Raw genomic sequence first — 14,178 nt, 5'->3', positions numbered from 1 at the left:
CTCACACCGCCACCGGCGCCTTGATCGCCGGGTGCGGGTCATAGCCGTCGATGCGGATGTCGTCGAACCGGAAGCCGAACAGGTCGCTCACCTCCGGGTTCAACCACAGCTTCGGCAGCGCGCGCGGTTCACGCGAAAGCTGCTCGCGCGCCTGCTCGAAGTGGTTCGAATACAGGTGCGCGTCGCCCAGCGTATGCACGAAGTCGCCCACGCCCAGGCCCGTGGCCTGCGCCACCATGTGGGTCAGCAGCGCATAGCTGGCGATGTTGAACGGCACGCCGAGGAAGATGTCGCCGCTGCGCTGGTACAGCTGGCAGCTGAGCTTGCCGTCCACCACGTAGAACTGGAACAGGTTGTGGCACGGCATCAGCGCCATCTGCGAAAGCTCGCCCACGTTCCAGGCGCTGACCACCAGCCGGCGCGAATCGGGGTTGCGCTTGATCTCGTCCACCAGCCACTGCATCTGGTCGATCTCGCGGCCATCGGCGGTGGCCCAGCTGCGCCACTGCTTGCCGTAGACCGGGCCGAGATCGCCGTTCTCGTCGGCCCACTCGTCCCAGATGCGTACCTGGTTGTCCTTCAGGTAGCCGATGTTGGTATCGCCCTTCAGGAACCACAGCAGCTCGTGGATGATCGAGCGCAGGTGCAGCTTCTTGGTGGTGACCAGCGGGAAACCTTCATTGAGGTCGAAGCGCATCTGCCAGCCGAACACGCTGCGGGTGCCGGTGCCGGTGCGGTCGCTCTTCTCCGCGCCATGTTCCAGCACATGCGCGAGCAGATCCAGGTAGGCCTTCATGCCTTGCCCTCCGCAGCCATCACCGGTTGCGGCTGCAGCACCGGCGCGCGGCGCGACATCGCCAGCAGCACCAGGCCGAAGGCGATGAGCGGCAGGCTGAGGATCTGGCCACGGGTCAGCCAGTCGAAGGCCACATAGACGCCGTTGTCGGGCATGCGTACGAATTCGACGGCGAAGCGGAACAGGCCGTACATCAGCGCGAACAGGCCGCCGACCAGGTAACGGTGGCGCGGCTTGGCCGACACCGTCCACAGCACCACGAACATCACCAGGCCTTCCAGGAACGCTTCATACAGCTGCGAGGGATGGCGGGCGAACTGGTTCAGCGCGCCGGTGGCGAACTGCGCCTGCAGGGTCGCATGGTCCAACTGGTTCAGCGGCGCCGGCAGGCCCGACGGGAACACCACGCCCCACGTGCCGTCGGTGTACTTGCCCCACAGCTCGGCGCCGATGAAGTTGCCGATGCGACCAAAGCCCAGGCCCAGCGGTACCAGCGGCGCCATGAAATCCATGGTGTCGAAGAAGTGCAGCGCGTGCTTGCGCGACCACCACCAGCAGGCACCCAGCACGCCCAGCAGGCCGCCATGGAAACTCATGCCGCCGTCCCACACCTTGAACAGCAGCAGCGGGTTGTGCAGGAAATCGCCCAGCGCGTAGAACAGCATGTAGCCGATGCGGCCGCCCAGCACCACGCCGAGCATGGCGTAGAACAACAGGTCGGAGAAGCCGTTGGCATCGACGCCCGGCAGGCGCCCGGCGGCGATGCGCGTGCGGCCCAGCAGCCAGGCCGCAGTGAAGCCGAGCAGGTACATGATGCCGTACCAGTGCACCTTGATCGGCCCCAGCGAGAGGGCGATGGGGTCGATGTCGTGGAAATAGATCATGGAAGGTGCCTTGCGGTTGAACGCCTATTCTCGGGCCAGTGCCGCCCCGGCTCAACCAAGGAGCTGGGGCGAGTTCGGCAACGCGTCATCGTTCGACCGGGTCGAGGCCGGAAAGTGCCCTTCGATCAGGCTGGAGACCTCGTCGATGGCATCCTGCAGCGCTTCCACCGGATTGGAACCGCGCAGGCCCTCGCGCAGATGGGTGCAGACCCGCTGCCACTGCGCCGGGCTGACCCGGCCATGCAGGCCGCGGTCGGCGACGATCTCGATGGCATGGTCGGCCAGCAGCAGGTAGATCAGCACGCCGTTGTTGTGGGCGGTGTCCCAGGTGCGCAGGCGTGCGAAGGCATGCTCGGCGGCCTGCCTCGGGGTGACCTTGTGCCACAACGCGGCCAGCGGCAGATCGGCCTCCACCGCGAACATCACCTGACCGCCGTGGCGCTGCTCACCGGCCGCGATGGCCTCGGTGATCGCCTGCAGCGTGGCTGGCGGGAACGCGCGCCGTACCGACGGCGAACATACATGGCGGAACAGACGTTGGATCATCACCAGCCTCCCGAAGCGCCACCGCCACCGGAACGGCCACCGCCGCCGCCCCAGCCGCCTCCGCCGCCGAATCCACCACCACCGCCGAAGCCGCCTCCCCCGCCCCAGCTGCCACCGCCCCAGCCACCACCGCCGGCAAAGCGCCCCGGATGGCCGGACAGCATCGCCACGATCAGGCCAACCACGCCGGCCAGGCCACTGGCCAGCAGGGTGGAGGTGAACAGGAACGCCGCCACGGCTGCGCCAGCGCCGCCGAGCAGGCCACGCAGCGGGCGCGGCACGCGCGCGAACACGCCGCGCAGGATGCTGCCGGCGAACACACCGATGAACAGCGCCAGAAACCAGGCATCGCCGCCGCCACCCGGCTCGCGCCCACGATGGCCACTGACCGGTGCCGGCAGCGTTTCGCCATCGATCAGCTTGACCAGCACGGCGGTGGCATCGGTGATGCCCCCGGCGTAGTCGCCGGCGCGGAAACGCGGCACCAGGTATTCCTGGATGACCCGGTTGGCGATGGCATCGGGAATCGCGCCTTCCAGGCCGTAACCCGGCTCGATCCGCACGCGCCGGTCGTCCTTGGCCACCACCAGCAGCACGCCGTCATCGACGCCCTTGCGGCCGATCTGCCACTGGTCGAAGACCCGCGTGGTGTACTGCGCGATGTCCTCCGGCTGGGTGGTGGGTACCACCAGCACCTGCAGCTGGCTGCCCTTGCGCTGTTGCAGGTCCAGCGCCTGCTGCACCAGTGCCTGCTTCTGCGCAGCCTCCAGCGTGCCGGTGGTGTCGACCACCGGCGAATCCAGCGCCGGAATCGGCGCCAGCTGCTGGGCCTGCGCCGCCAGCGGCAGCCACAGCAGCAGGGCCAGCAGCGCAGTGGCCAGGCGCATCGGTCAGTGGCCCGGCTGCGGTGCCGGCTGCTGCTGCGGCGCGTTGCCGAAATCCACCGCCGGTGCGTTGGAGATCTGCGCTTCGTTGTCAACGGTGAAGTTCGGCTTGGTCTTGTAGCCGAAGATCTTGGCGGTGATCACCTGCGGGAACGAGCGGATGTAGGTGTTGTAGTCCTGCACCTGCTGGATGTAGCGGCCGCGGGCAACGGTGATGCGGTTCTCGGTGCCTTCCAGCTGGGCCTGCAGGTCGCGGAAGTTCTGGTCGGACTTCAGCACCGGATAGTTCTCGGTCACCACCAGCAGCCGCGACAGCGCGCTGCCGAGTTCACCCTGGGCCTGCTGGAACTGCTTGAGCGAGGCTTCGTCATCGGCGTTGACGTTGATCTGGCCGACACGCGAGCGGGCGTTGGTGACTTCGGTCAGCACGCGCTCTTCCTGGCTGGCGAAACCTTTGACGGTCTGCACCAGGTTGGGCACCAGGTCGGCGCGGCGCTTGTACTGGTTGAGCACTTCGGACCAGCTGGCCTTGACCGCCTCATCCTTCTGCTGGATGGCGTTGTAGCCGCAGCCGGACAACAGGGAGGCCAGCAGCATCAGGGGCAGGACACGGGTGAACAGGCGCATGGCGGGGGTTCCGGGTGGGCTTGGCGCCGAGCATGCCATGGTTCGGGTGAAAGACCGGCCATCGGGCGCCGCCCCCTCCGCGGTGTGGTCCAGCCAGCTCGGGGATGGGCCGGGAGGGTGGGTCGGCTGGGGGCCGCTGCAAGTACGTCCATGTAAGCTCGGTCGCCGCATCCATGCGGCTCACGCCCCCAGCCGACCCACCCTCCCGGCCATGGACAGTTTTCTGCGCACCGCGGGAAGATCAAAAGAAAAATCAAAGGCAAAAGCCGACCCTTCAGACATTCCTGGTGTCTGCCATCCACGCATGGCGTGGATCTACCGTGTCGATCAAGATCGACACCTACCAACAGCAGCGCAGAACGCGTTCCGACAGATCGCGGAAGACTGTCGAAGGCGGGGTGGGTCCGGTGGCGGGGGGCCAGATCAGTCCGCGGCATGGATGCCGCGGCCAAGCCCCCAGGGAAGGGTTTACGGCGTCCCCCGCCACCGGACCCGCCCCGCCATCCCTCAGTAGCCCAGCTTTTGACGTTGCCTCTGCGGGTGCAGGGCTGCAAGCCCTGCCGGAATCCAACACCCCTCAGCAGGCCTCAGCCACCGCAGTGCGCGGACGCCCCAGCCATGCCAGCAGCAGGCCCGACGCGGCCAGCAGGCCACCGGCCACCGGAATCGCGGCGTAGCCCAGTCCCGAGCTGATCACCGCCCCCCCCAGCGCAGCACCTACCGCATTGCCCAGGTTGAATGCACCCACGTTGATCGACGACGCCAGGCCCGGCGCCTCGCTGGCCACCTGCATCACCCGGATCTGCAGCGGCGGCACGAGGGCGAAGGTCGCCGCACCGAACAGCAGTACACCCAGCGCCGCGGTGGCGTGGCTCATGAAGGCCAGCGGCAGCACGAACATCAGCACCGCCAGGACGGCCAGCAGGATCCGTGTGGCGCCATCGAGCGACCAGTCAGCCATGCGTCCACCGATGCCGTTGCCGAAGGTGAAGCCGATGCCGATCAGGGCCAGCGACATTGCGATGAAGGCATTGGAGGCGCCGGTCAATTCGGTCAGCACCGGTGCGACGTAGGTATAGAGGGTGAACATCGCACCCGCACCAAGCACGGTGGTGGCCATCGCCAGCAGCACCTGCGGCTGCAGGATCGCCTTCAGTTCGCGGCGCACGTCCGGGCGCGGCCCCGGTGCAGATGCCGGCAGCGCGAAACCCAGCGCAGTGATCGCAACCAGGCCCAGCACTGCGGTACCGGCGAAGGACAGGCGCCAGCCCAGCTGCTGCCCCACCCAGGTCGCCAGCGGCACGCCGCCGATGTTGGCGATGGTCAGGCCCATGAACATGGTGGCCACGGCAGCGGCCTGCTTTTCCTTCGGCACCAGGCTCGCAGCGACCACCGCACCGATGCCGAAGAAGGCACCGTGGTTGAGGCTGGTGACCAGGCGCGACAGCAGCAGCATCCCGTAGTTCGGCGCCAGCGCAGACAACAGATTGCCGGCGACGAAGATCGACATCAGCAGCATCAGCGCGGTGCGCTTGCCAAAACGCCCCATCAGCAGGGTCATCACCGGCGCGCCCAGCATCACGCCCACGGCATAGGCGGTGATCAGCATGCCCGCAGTGGGGATGCCAACGCCGACGCCGTCGGCGATGACCGGCAACAGGCCCATCGGGGCAAACTCGGTGGTTCCGATGGCGAAGGCGCCAACGGCAAGCGCCAGCAAGGCGGCTCTGGAATTCATGGGGGGGTCCTGGGGGCGGGAATCGGGAGTGCGTAGCCTGCGCGCTTTGCTGCGCCGGATTAAGCCTCGCCCCGGGAAAACACTGTTGATCCTGGTTCACAAGTGGAAGCCGGAACGCAGCCACAAGTGCAAAAACCACAATGCCGTTGCAGAACCGACCTCGCCCCCACAACGCAGAACCCCCGGAATGCCGGGGGTTCTGAGGGACTCACACGCCAGTGGCGCGCTTACCAGTTGCCGGCGCCCGGCACGTTGTGCTCGCGGGCGCGGCGGCGCATCAGCAGGTTCAGCCACTCCACCAGCACCGAGAAGCCCATCGCGGCGTAGATGTAGGGCTTGGGCACGTGCACGTCCAGGCCGTCCAGGATCAGCACCGCGCCGATCATCAGGATGAAGGCGAGCGCCAGCATCTTCACGGTCGGGTTGGCATCGATGAAGCGGCCCAGCGGGTTGGCGGCCAGCAGCATCACCATCACCGACAGCAGGATCGCGGCGACCATCACCGGAATGTGGTCGGCGATGCCGACGGCGGTGATCACCGAGTCCAGCGAAAACACGATGTCGATCACCGCGATCTGCGCGATCACGTAGCCGAACACGGCCGAGGCCTTGGTGGTGCTGGGATCTTCATCCTCGCCACCGCTGATCAGTTCCTTGATCTCCATGCAGCCCTTGATGATCAGGAACAGGCCGCCAACGATCAGCACCAGGTCGCGGATGGAGATGCCCATGCCGGCCACGGTGAACAGGTTTGCCGCCATGTGCGCCAGGTAGGCCAGCGATACCAGCAGGCCGATGCGGGTAATGCAGGCCACCGCGATGCCGAGCTTGCGGGCGAACGGGCGGCGCTCTTCCGGCAGCTTGCTGACAGCAATGGAAATGAACACCAGGTTGTCGATGCCGAGCACGATTTCCAGCGCGCTGAGCGTGAACAGGGTCACCCAGGCATTGGGGTCGGCGAGGAACTCAAAGGACATGGAAACTCTTCAAGGCAGTGGGGGAATGGGGTTTCAGCCGTAGTTGCCGGCCAGCGCGTGCGGAACCACGACCAGCGCCCAGCACAGCAACACGTTCATCATCAGCACGAACACCGCCGCCGAGCCCATGTCCTTGGCGCGGCCGGCCAGCTCGTGAATCTCACTGCCGTAGCGTTCGATCACCGCTTCGATGGCCGAGTTGGCCAGCTCCATCGCCAGCACCAGCAGCATCGAGCCGATCAGCAGCGCGCGTTCGACCGGCGTCTGGCCCAGCCAGATCGCAATCGGCGTCAGCAGGATCAGCAGGTAGACCTCAAGCCGGAACGAGGACTCGTGCAGCCAGGCAGCGCGCAGGCCCTGCCAGGACCAGCGGGCGGCCTGGAAGATGCGGCGCGGGCCGCGCGGCAGGTGGCCGAACTGATCAGCCACGGGTGGAACATCCAGCAACGGGGGCGCGGCGCAGCGACCGCTCAGACGCACGGCAGGGAATCATGGGTGCACAGGAATAGGCAGATGGCGGCCATTTTGCCACAAGGCCGCCAACCGCAGCCCGCGCCGGCCCGCTGAACGGCCTGCCAGGGGCAAGCAACGGCCCGGGCATGCTCCTATGATGGATGCCCCTTGCCTGCTGGAGCGCCTGATGTCCCGTCGCCGTACCTGCCTGTTGATGCTGGGCCTGCTGACTGCCGCACCGCTGGCCCAGGCGCTGAGCCCGGCCGAGTCGCCCCGTGTGCCAGAACAGGTCTCCAACGTAGCCTGGGCCGGCGACATGGCCCGCTTCGCCAGCGCCGACCAGTCCACCCCGCCGCCGCGCGGTGGCATCGAGTTCATTGGCAGCTCCTCGATCCGCTTCTGGGAGAGCCTGGCCACCGACTTCCCTGGCCAGCCAGTGTTCAACCGCGGCTTCGGCGGCTCGGAAGTGCGCGACAGCACCTGGTACGCCGACCGCATCGTGGTGCCGTATGCGCCATGCAAAGTGTTCTTCTACGCGGGCGACAACGACCTCAACAGTGGCCGCAGCGCCGTGCAGGTGCGCGACGACGTGGTTGCCTTCGTGCAGCGCGTGCACCGCGACCTGCCGAAGACCAAGGTGGAGTACCTGTCGATCAAGCCGAGCCCGTCGCGCGCGCACCTGCTGCCGGCGATCAACGAGGCCAACACGCTGATCAAGGCCGCGCTGGCCAAGCTGCCCAACACCGGTTTCACCGACATCTACACGCCGATGCTCGGCGCCGACGGCCAGCCGGATGCGACGCTGTTCCGCGAGGACATGCTGCACATGACCCCGGCCGGCTATGCGATCTGGACCAGGGCGCTGGCGCCGAAGGTCAACTGCAACTGAGCAACCCCATCCACGCATGGCGTGGATCTACTGCGGATCGCGGGAAACTGTCGAAGGCGGGGCGGTGTGGGTTTGCAGGACCGTTGGCGCCATGGATGGCGCCATCGAGCCCCCATGGACGGGTTTACGGCGTGTCCTGCAAACCCACACCGCCCCGCCATTCCACGGAATGCCCGCTTCTGATGTTGATGTTGCCTCGGCGGGTGCCGGGCGCAGCCCGGCAAAATCCCTCTACCGGAAGATCACCGTAGCCTCGGTGCCCTTGCCCGGCTCGCTGGCCAGGCTGACCTTCCAGCCGAAGCGGTCGCACAGCCGGCGCACGATCGACAGGCCCAGGCCGGTGCCCTGCGGACGGCTCGGCTCGGCGCGGTAGAACGGTTCAAACGCGCGCGACAGCGCCTCGGCGGACATGCCGATGCCGGTATCGCGCACCACCACCCGGTCATTGAGCACGTGCACGTCGATACGCCCTTCGTCGGTGTAGCTGCAGGCATTGCGCACCAGGTTGCTGACCACCACCTGCAGCACCCGCGGCGGTGCGTGCAGCTGTACCGGGCCTTCGCCGTGCAGGTGCACCGATACGGGCCGGTTGCCCAGCAGCTCGTTGGCGTTGTCCACCTCGTAGCGGACGATGTCGTTGACGTCGAACAGCTCGATCTGCGGTTCGACATCGGCCTCGCGGGCCAGGATCAGGAACGCATCGATCACCGCCTCCATGTCACGGCCTGCACGCTGGATGCGCTGCAGGCTGCGGCGCAGGCGCGGCTGCAGGGTTTCATCGCCAAGGGCCATGTCGCTGGCCACGCGGATGACGGTCAACGGCGTGCGCAGCTCATGGCTGGCATCACGGGTGAAGTTGCGCTCGCGCGCCACGTGCGCGCTGACCCGGTTGGCCAGCGAATGCAGTGCGGCCGCCAGCTGGCGGGTCTCGCCCTGCATGTCCGCCGGCAGCTTGTTCGGCTCCAGATCGGCCGCTTCGGGGTGGCCCGGGTCCCAGCGCGAGACGCGCCGCGCCAGCCAGTTCACCGGCGACACCAGTCGCTTGGAGGCACGGTAGGTGACCCAGCTGGCGCCATACACCGCCAACAGGGTCAGCAGCACCGGCACGATGCCGAACCAGAACGCCAGCATCTCCGCGCGCGAGCGCAGGAACACCAGGTACAGGCGACCGGCAGGGCGCACGTCGACCAGCACCAGCTGGTCGTCCTGGGGCAGCTCGTGGAAGCCAGGCTCCAGGGTGCGCAGGTTGGCCGGCAATGACAGTGCCGACTGCCCGCTTTCCAGCAGGTAGCCGCGGATGTTGTGGGTGTTGGGCGGCGGCTGCACCGGCGACGCCTCGTGCAGCGTCCAGTAATAGGCCGCTTCCTCGCGCAGGGCGGCGCCGACCAGGCTGTGCTTGATCACCAGCGAGACCAGCCAGGCACCGAGCAGGATGCCCAGGCTGGCCAGGACTGCCTGCAGGATGAAGGCGATACGGATCTTGCGCGGCAGGCCGTGCGGCATTGCGGGGTCCCGGTCAGAGCGCTGCGATTATAGGCAGCGCGCTGCGCCGTAGTCGTGCACGGACGCTGACCGGCGGCAGCGCCGGCCGGTCATCCGTGCCCGGTGCGGGGTCGTTGCCCGGCCGGGCCTGATGCTGCACAGGCCGGGCCCCGATCAGGCCATCGGCTGGGCAATATCGGCAATGCGATAGCCGGCGCTCTGCACGGTGTGCAGCAGCGGACGGTCGAACGGCTTGTCGATGATCTTGCGCAGGTTGTACAGATGGCTGCGCAGGGTGTCCGAATCCGGCAGGCCATTGCCCCAGATCTCGCGTTCGATCTCCTGGCGGGTGACCACGCGCGGCGATTCGCGCATCAGGATCGTCAGCAGGCGCAGGCCGATCGGCGACAGCTGCAGCTCGGTACCGGCACGGGTAGCCCGCATGCTGACCGGATCGAGCACCAGGTCGGCGACCTTCAGCACCTCCGAACCGACCTGGCGGCGTTCGCGACGGATCAGCGCGCGCAGGCGGGCTTCCAGCTCCTGGATCGCGAACGGCTTGGTCAGGTAGTCATCGGCACCAAACCCGAGGCCGGTGAGCTTGTCGTCCAGCGTGTCGCGTGCCGTGAGCATCAGCACCGGCGTGGACTTGCGCGCATCGTTGCGCAGGCGACGGCACACTTCGATGCCATCCAGGCGCGGCAACATGAGATCGAGCACCACGACGTCATAGCTGTTCTCCGCCGCGAGGCGGTAGCCATCCAGGCCGTCCTGTGCATAGTCGACTTCGAAGCCGCGACCTTCCAGGTATTCCCCGATCATCTCGGAGATGTTGCGGTTGTCTTCGACCACCAGCACCAAGCCGGAGGTCTCCTTCGTCTGACGCATGTGATTCCCTCTAACTTCAGCTTTGTGAAACATGCCGGATCGACGGTGGACGCGATGTGAAGTTCCGTCAAGAGGTACACAAACGGTTCAGAGCAGCGGCCTGAGCAGCGGCCAGACGTTGTCCAGCACCTTCGGCTGCGCCTGCGCCGTGGGGTGCAGGCCGTCGCCCTGCATCATGCCCGGCTGCAGGGCCACGCCCTCCAGCAGGAACGGCAGCAGCGGCACCTTGTACTGCGTGGCCAGCGCCTTGTAGGCCGCGGCCAGGCGCTGGCGGTAGGCCGGTCCGTAGTTGGGCGGCACGTCGATGCCCAGCAGCAGCACCTTGGCACCGGCCTTCTGGCTGGCCTGCACCATTTTTTCCAGGTTGCCCTGCACCTGCGCCGGGGTCAACCCACGCAGCGCGTCATTGCCGCCCAGCGCGATCACCACCACGGTCGGCTTCTCCTTGGCCAGCAGGCCCGGCAGGCGGGTCAGCGCGCCGGCGGTGGTTTCCCCGCTCATGCTGGCGTTGACGATGCGCGCCGGGGTTTTCGACTGCTGCCTGACCCGCTGTTGCAGCAAGCTGACCCAGCCGGCGTCGGCAGGGATATTGTGGGCGGCACTGAGGCTGTCGCCGAGCACCAGCACGGTGCCAGCCGGACCTTTGGCACAGGCCAGCCCCGGCAACAGCAGGAACCCTAGCAACAGCACCATCATCGCGCCGGCTCGCCGGCTCCATCCCGTCTTGCGCATTGGAGTCTCCTCATCGACAGCCTGTCCCCCCGCAGCGCGCCCGTCGCCATCGCCGTCGACCAGGTCGGCAAATCCGTGCAGGGCCCGGAGGGTGAAGTCCACATACTGGACAACATCACCCTGACCGTCCATGAAGGCACCAGCGCGGCCATCGTCGGCGCCTCCGGTTCGGGCAAGACCACCCTGCTCGGCCTGCTGGCCGGGCTGGACCTGCCCAGTCGGGGCCGCATTGCGCTGTCGGGCCAGGACCTGGGCGACCTCGATGAAGAAGCGCGGGCCCAGCTGCGCGCGCGCGAGGTTGGCTTCGTGTTCCAGAGCTTCCACCTACTGCCGGCGCTGACCGCCGCCGAGAACGTCGCGTTGCCACTGGAACTCGCCGGGCGCGAGGATCGCACGCGGGTCGATGAAGTGCTGGCGCAGGTCGGCCTCTCCCATCGCGCCCGCCACTACCCGCGCCAGCTGTCCGGTGGCGAGCAGCAGCGCGTGGCACTGTCGCGTGCCTTCGTCACCCGGCCGCGCATCCTGTTCGCCGACGAACCGACGGGATCGCTGGACCATGCCACCGGCCAGCACGTCAGCGACCTGCTGTTCGAACTCAACGCCGGCAGCGGCACTACCCTGGTACTGGTCACCCACGACATGCGCCTTGCGCAGCGTTGCCAGTACATCCATCGTATCGACGACGGTCGCCTGCTGCCGGTTGAGCGCGGAGCCCAGGCATGAACCTGCTGCGGCACGCGTGGCGCGCGCTGCGTCGCGAGGCGCTGGCCGGCGACCTGCTCACCGTGTTCGCCGCACTGGTGCTGGGCGTGGCGGTGATGACCGCGGTGGGCACGCTGGTGAACCGGGTCAACCTGGCGCTGACCGGCAGCGCGGCGGAAATGCTCGGTGGCGATCTCGGCATCGCCGGGCGTGATGACCCGCCGCAGGCATTCGCCGACGAGGCACAACGGCGTGGACTGGCCTACACCCGCATCGCCAGCTTCGGCAGCGTGCTGTTCCATGGCGAGGCCAGCCAGATGGCGAGCATCAAGGCGGTGCAGGCGGGCTATCCACTGCGCGGCACGCTGCGGGTACGGGCCACGCCCGGCGGGGCGCTGATCACCGATGCCGGCATGCCACCCAAGGGCCAGGCCTATGCCGACCCACGCCTGCTGCAGGGGCTCGGGCTGAAGGCCGGCGATGATCTCGAGTTCGGCGCCGGCACGCTGCGCATCGCCGGCATCATCGAGGCCGAGCCGGACACCGGTGGCGACCTGCTGACGCTGTCCCCCACCCTGCTGGTCAACCGCGCCGATGTGGAAGGCACGGGACTGCTTGGCCCCGGCAGCCGCATCAACTACCGGCTGATGTTTGCAGGACCGCCCGGGCTGGTCGCGTCCCTGCGTGAGTGGCTGCTGCCACAGGTGAAGGGCCTGCGCCTGCTGAGCGTGGATGACACCCAGCGCGGCGTGCGCCAGGCCTTCGATCTGGCCGGGCGCTTCCTCGGCCTGAGCGCGCTGCTGGCGGTGCTGCTGGCGGGCGTGGCCACCGCATTGGCGGCCAACCGCTTCGCGCTGCGCCGCATCGACCAGGTGGCGATCCTGCGCTGCCTGGGTGCGCGCCAGCGCGACATCCTGCTTGGCCTGGCACTGCAGCTGCTGATGCTGGCGGTGCCGGCCTGTGCGCTCGGCATCGGCCTGGGCATGGCCGCGCAGGAAGGCCTGGTGCAGGTACTGGGCAGCCTGGTGCCGCAGCGCCTGCCGTTGCCCGAGGCGATGCCTGCGCTGACCGGCGCCGGCATCGGCCTGTTGCTGCTGTTCGGCTTCGGCCTGCCACCGCTGCTGCGCCTGCGCGGGGTGCCGCCGATGCGGGTGCTCAACCGTTCCTTCGCTGCCCTGCCGCCGGCGTCACTGCTGGCCTATGTGGCAGCGCTGGCGGCCAGCCTGCTGCTGGCGGTACAAGTCACCGGCGACCTGAAGCTGGCGTTGTGGGTGCTGGGCGGCCTGGCCACGCTGGCACTGGCCGCCGGGGTGGTCGGCTTCGTGCTGCTGCAACTGCTGCGCGGCCTGCAGCACCGCCTGCACGGCCACTGGCGGCTGGGCCTGGCCGCGCTGACCCGGCGCCGGATGCTGGCGGTAATGCAGCTGGTCGGGCTGTCGCTGTCGCTGTGCGCGCTGCTGTTGCTGGCCGTGACCGGCCCCGGCCTGCTGCAGCAATGGCGCGAGCGCCTGCCGGCGGACACGCCCAACTACTTCCTGATCAACATCCAGCCCGAACAGCGCGACAGCGTGCTGGCCACGCTGCGTGGACTGGGCGCCGGTGACGCCAGCATCGAACCGATGGCCACCGGCCGCCTGATCGCGATCAATGGCAAGCCACCGCTGCGCGTGGACCGCGAGCCCGGTCAGGACGGACAAGCGGCACAAGGCGAAGGTCAGCGCGATGACGACGACGAGAACCGGCCGTTGAACTTCAGCTGGCGCAGCACCTTCCCCCCCGCCAACACGCTGGTCAACGGCACCTTCTGGAAGAACGACAGCACGGCGCCGGAGGCATCAGTGGAGATCGGCTGGGCCAAGCGTTACGGCCTGTACCCGGGCGACCGCATCACCATTGCAGTGGGCGAGCAGGAACGCGAGTTCACCGTCACCAGCGTGCGCAAGGCGGACTGGAACACCTTCCGGCCGAACTTCTTCGTGTTGCTGAACCCGAATGCGGTGGGCGAAACCCCGCACAACCTGCTGTCGGCCTTCCATCTGCCGGCCGGCAAGGCGGCGGGCCTGGGCGAACTGGTGCGCGCGCAGCCGAACCTGTCGCTGCTGGACGTGGATGCGGTGATTTCGCAGGTGCGCGATGTGATGGAGCGCGTGGCGCAGGCGGTGCAGCTGGTGATGGTGTTCAGCCTGCTGGCCGGCGTGCTGGTGCTGCTGGCCGCGCTGCAGGCCACAGCCGGCGAGCGCCGCTACGACAGCGCGGTACTACGCACCCTGGGTGCGACCCGGCGCCAGTTGCGTGGCGCGGTACTGGTGGAGTTCGGCGCGCTGGGCACGCTGGCGGCGATGCTGGCGGTGGGCGCGGCCGCTGCGATCGGCGTGGCGGTCTCGCAGAAGGTGTTCGAGCTGCCATTGCTGCCGCCGTGGCCGGGGCTGCTGATTGGCGGCGTAGTCGGCATCGGCTTGAGCCTGCTGGCGGGCTGGTGGGGCACGCGGGCGATCCTGCATACGCCGCCGGCATTGGCGCTGCGCGAGGCCTGAGGCGACCGTGACACGCTGCGGGTGGGGCCGGCTGTACGCTGCGCGC

14 protein-coding genes are annotated in these 14,178 nt (G+C 68.0%); 3 read left to right on the top strand and 11 right to left on the bottom strand.

What is annotated here, in order from left to right; all coding sequences use genetic code 11:
* Position 1: 1 nt before the first annotated feature.
* The 8 genes from ACSYHF_RS03540 to ACSYHF_RS03505 all read right to left on the bottom strand — a co-directional run bounded on the left by ACSYHF_RS03540 (position 2) and on the right by ACSYHF_RS03505 (position 6,881).
* A complete protein-coding gene (locus ACSYHF_RS03540) occupies positions 2-796 on the bottom strand; it encodes a thymidylate synthase (protein WP_005415342.1) in 795 nt (264 codons plus the stop codon).
* Positions 793-1,680, bottom strand: a complete 888-nt coding sequence (gene lgt, locus ACSYHF_RS03535; protein WP_005415341.1) for a prolipoprotein diacylglyceryl transferase — start codon at positions 1,678-1,680, stop codon at positions 793-795. Before lgt ends, ACSYHF_RS03540 begins: the two co-directional genes overlap by 4 nt.
* Before the next feature lie 51 nt (positions 1,681-1,731).
* Positions 1,732-2,226 (bottom strand): TPM domain-containing protein, encoded by a 495-nt coding sequence (locus tag ACSYHF_RS03530; RefSeq protein WP_005415340.1) that lies wholly within the window; start codon positions 2,224-2,226, stop codon positions 1,732-1,734.
* Positions 2,226-3,113: a TPM domain-containing protein gene (locus ACSYHF_RS03525; protein ID WP_005415339.1), complete on the bottom strand. Its 888-nt coding sequence runs from the start codon at positions 3,111-3,113 to the stop codon at positions 2,226-2,228. The genes ACSYHF_RS03530 and ACSYHF_RS03525 overlap by 1 nt, the downstream gene beginning before the upstream one ends.
* Positions 3,114-3,116: 3 nt before the next feature.
* Positions 3,117-3,737: a LemA family protein gene (locus tag ACSYHF_RS03520; RefSeq protein WP_005415338.1), complete on the bottom strand. Its 621-nt coding sequence runs from the start codon at positions 3,735-3,737 to the stop codon at positions 3,117-3,119.
* A gap of 577 nt (positions 3,738-4,314) precedes the next feature.
* Complete coding sequence (locus ACSYHF_RS03515; RefSeq protein WP_005415337.1) at positions 4,315-5,475, bottom strand: MFS transporter; 1,161 nt, start codon at positions 5,473-5,475, stop codon at positions 4,315-4,317.
* A 227-nt stretch (positions 5,476-5,702) separates the two neighbouring features.
* Positions 5,703-6,452, bottom strand: coding sequence for a TerC family protein (locus ACSYHF_RS03510; RefSeq protein WP_005415336.1), 750 nt, complete (start codon positions 6,450-6,452; stop codon positions 5,703-5,705).
* Between the two features lie 33 nt (positions 6,453-6,485).
* Positions 6,486-6,881: a diacylglycerol kinase gene (locus ACSYHF_RS03505; protein WP_005415335.1), complete on the bottom strand. Its 396-nt coding sequence runs from the start codon at positions 6,879-6,881 to the stop codon at positions 6,486-6,488.
* Positions 6,882-7,092: 211 nt separating this feature from the next.
* On the opposite strand from ACSYHF_RS03505, the gene ACSYHF_RS03500 reads away from it, so the two are divergent.
* Positions 7,093-7,794 carry an SGNH/GDSL hydrolase family protein gene (locus tag ACSYHF_RS03500; protein ID WP_053500094.1) on the top strand — a complete coding sequence of 234 codons (702 nt, stop codon included), beginning with the start codon at positions 7,093-7,095 and terminating at the stop codon, positions 7,792-7,794.
* Between the two features lie 231 nt (positions 7,795-8,025).
* On the opposite strand, the gene ACSYHF_RS03495 is transcribed toward ACSYHF_RS03500, so the two are convergent.
* The 3 genes from ACSYHF_RS03495 to ACSYHF_RS03485 form a co-directional block, all read right to left on the bottom strand.
* The gene (locus ACSYHF_RS03495; RefSeq protein WP_005415333.1) at positions 8,026-9,297 is read right to left on the bottom strand and encodes a sensor histidine kinase; all 1,272 of its coding nucleotides are present in this window, start codon (positions 9,295-9,297) and stop codon (positions 8,026-8,028) included.
* Positions 9,298-9,450: 153 nt separating this feature from the next.
* Complete coding sequence (locus ACSYHF_RS03490) at positions 9,451-10,164, bottom strand: response regulator transcription factor (RefSeq protein WP_002811889.1); 714 nt, start codon at positions 10,162-10,164, stop codon at positions 9,451-9,453.
* A gap of 87 nt (positions 10,165-10,251) precedes the next feature.
* The gene (locus ACSYHF_RS03485; protein WP_447576091.1) at positions 10,252-10,896 is read right to left on the bottom strand and encodes an arylesterase; all 645 of its coding nucleotides are present in this window, start codon (positions 10,894-10,896) and stop codon (positions 10,252-10,254) included.
* Between the two features lie 75 nt (positions 10,897-10,971).
* Here ACSYHF_RS03485 and ACSYHF_RS03480 point away from each other — a divergent pair, with 75 nt between their 5' ends.
* Together ACSYHF_RS03480 and ACSYHF_RS03475 are read left to right on the top strand one after the other, a co-directional pair.
* Positions 10,972-11,619, top strand: coding sequence for an ABC transporter ATP-binding protein (locus ACSYHF_RS03480; protein WP_447576090.1), 648 nt, complete (start codon positions 10,972-10,974; stop codon positions 11,617-11,619).
* Positions 11,616-14,132: an ABC transporter permease gene (locus ACSYHF_RS03475; protein WP_447576089.1), complete on the top strand. Its 2,517-nt coding sequence runs from the start codon at positions 11,616-11,618 to the stop codon at positions 14,130-14,132. Before ACSYHF_RS03480 ends, ACSYHF_RS03475 begins: the two co-directional genes overlap by 4 nt.
* Positions 14,133-14,178: the final 46 nt, after the last annotated feature.

It is taken from the genome of Stenotrophomonas maltophilia group sp. P373, from assembly GCF_053295075.1.
Note: the sequence above shows the minus strand (reverse complement) of the source record. Positions and strands in the feature narration are given on the sequence as shown.

Coding starts and splice junctions, on each gene's coding strand:
- ACSYHF_RS03540 (WP_005415342.1), bottom strand. CDS start 796: ATGAAGGCCTACCTGGATCTGCTCGCGCATGTGCTGGAACATGGCGCG.
- lgt (WP_005415341.1), bottom strand. CDS start 1,680: ATGATCTATTTCCACGACATCGACCCCATCGCCCTCTCGCTGGGGCCG.
- ACSYHF_RS03530 (WP_005415340.1), bottom strand. CDS start 2,226: ATGATCCAACGTCTGTTCCGCCATGTATGTTCGCCGTCGGTACGGCGC.
- ACSYHF_RS03525 (WP_005415339.1), bottom strand. CDS start 3,113: ATGCGCCTGGCCACTGCGCTGCTGGCCCTGCTGCTGTGGCTGCCGCTG.
- ACSYHF_RS03520 (WP_005415338.1), bottom strand. CDS start 3,737: ATGCGCCTGTTCACCCGTGTCCTGCCCCTGATGCTGCTGGCCTCCCTG.
- ACSYHF_RS03515 (WP_005415337.1), bottom strand. CDS start 5,475: ATGAATTCCAGAGCCGCCTTGCTGGCGCTTGCCGTTGGCGCCTTCGCC.
- ACSYHF_RS03510 (WP_005415336.1), bottom strand. CDS start 6,452: ATGTCCTTTGAGTTCCTCGCCGACCCCAATGCCTGGGTGACCCTGTTC.
- ACSYHF_RS03500 (WP_053500094.1), top strand. CDS start 7,093: ATGTCCCGTCGCCGTACCTGCCTGTTGATGCTGGGCCTGCTGACTGCC.
- ACSYHF_RS03495 (WP_005415333.1), bottom strand. CDS start 9,297: ATGCCGCACGGCCTGCCGCGCAAGATCCGTATCGCCTTCATCCTGCAG.
- ACSYHF_RS03490 (WP_002811889.1), bottom strand. CDS start 10,164: ATGCGTCAGACGAAGGAGACCTCCGGCTTGGTGCTGGTGGTCGAAGAC.
- ACSYHF_RS03485 (WP_447576091.1), bottom strand. CDS start 10,896: ATGCGCAAGACGGGATGGAGCCGGCGAGCCGGCGCGATGATGGTGCTG.
- ACSYHF_RS03475 (WP_447576089.1), top strand. CDS start 11,616: ATGAACCTGCTGCGGCACGCGTGGCGCGCGCTGCGTCGCGAGGCGCTG.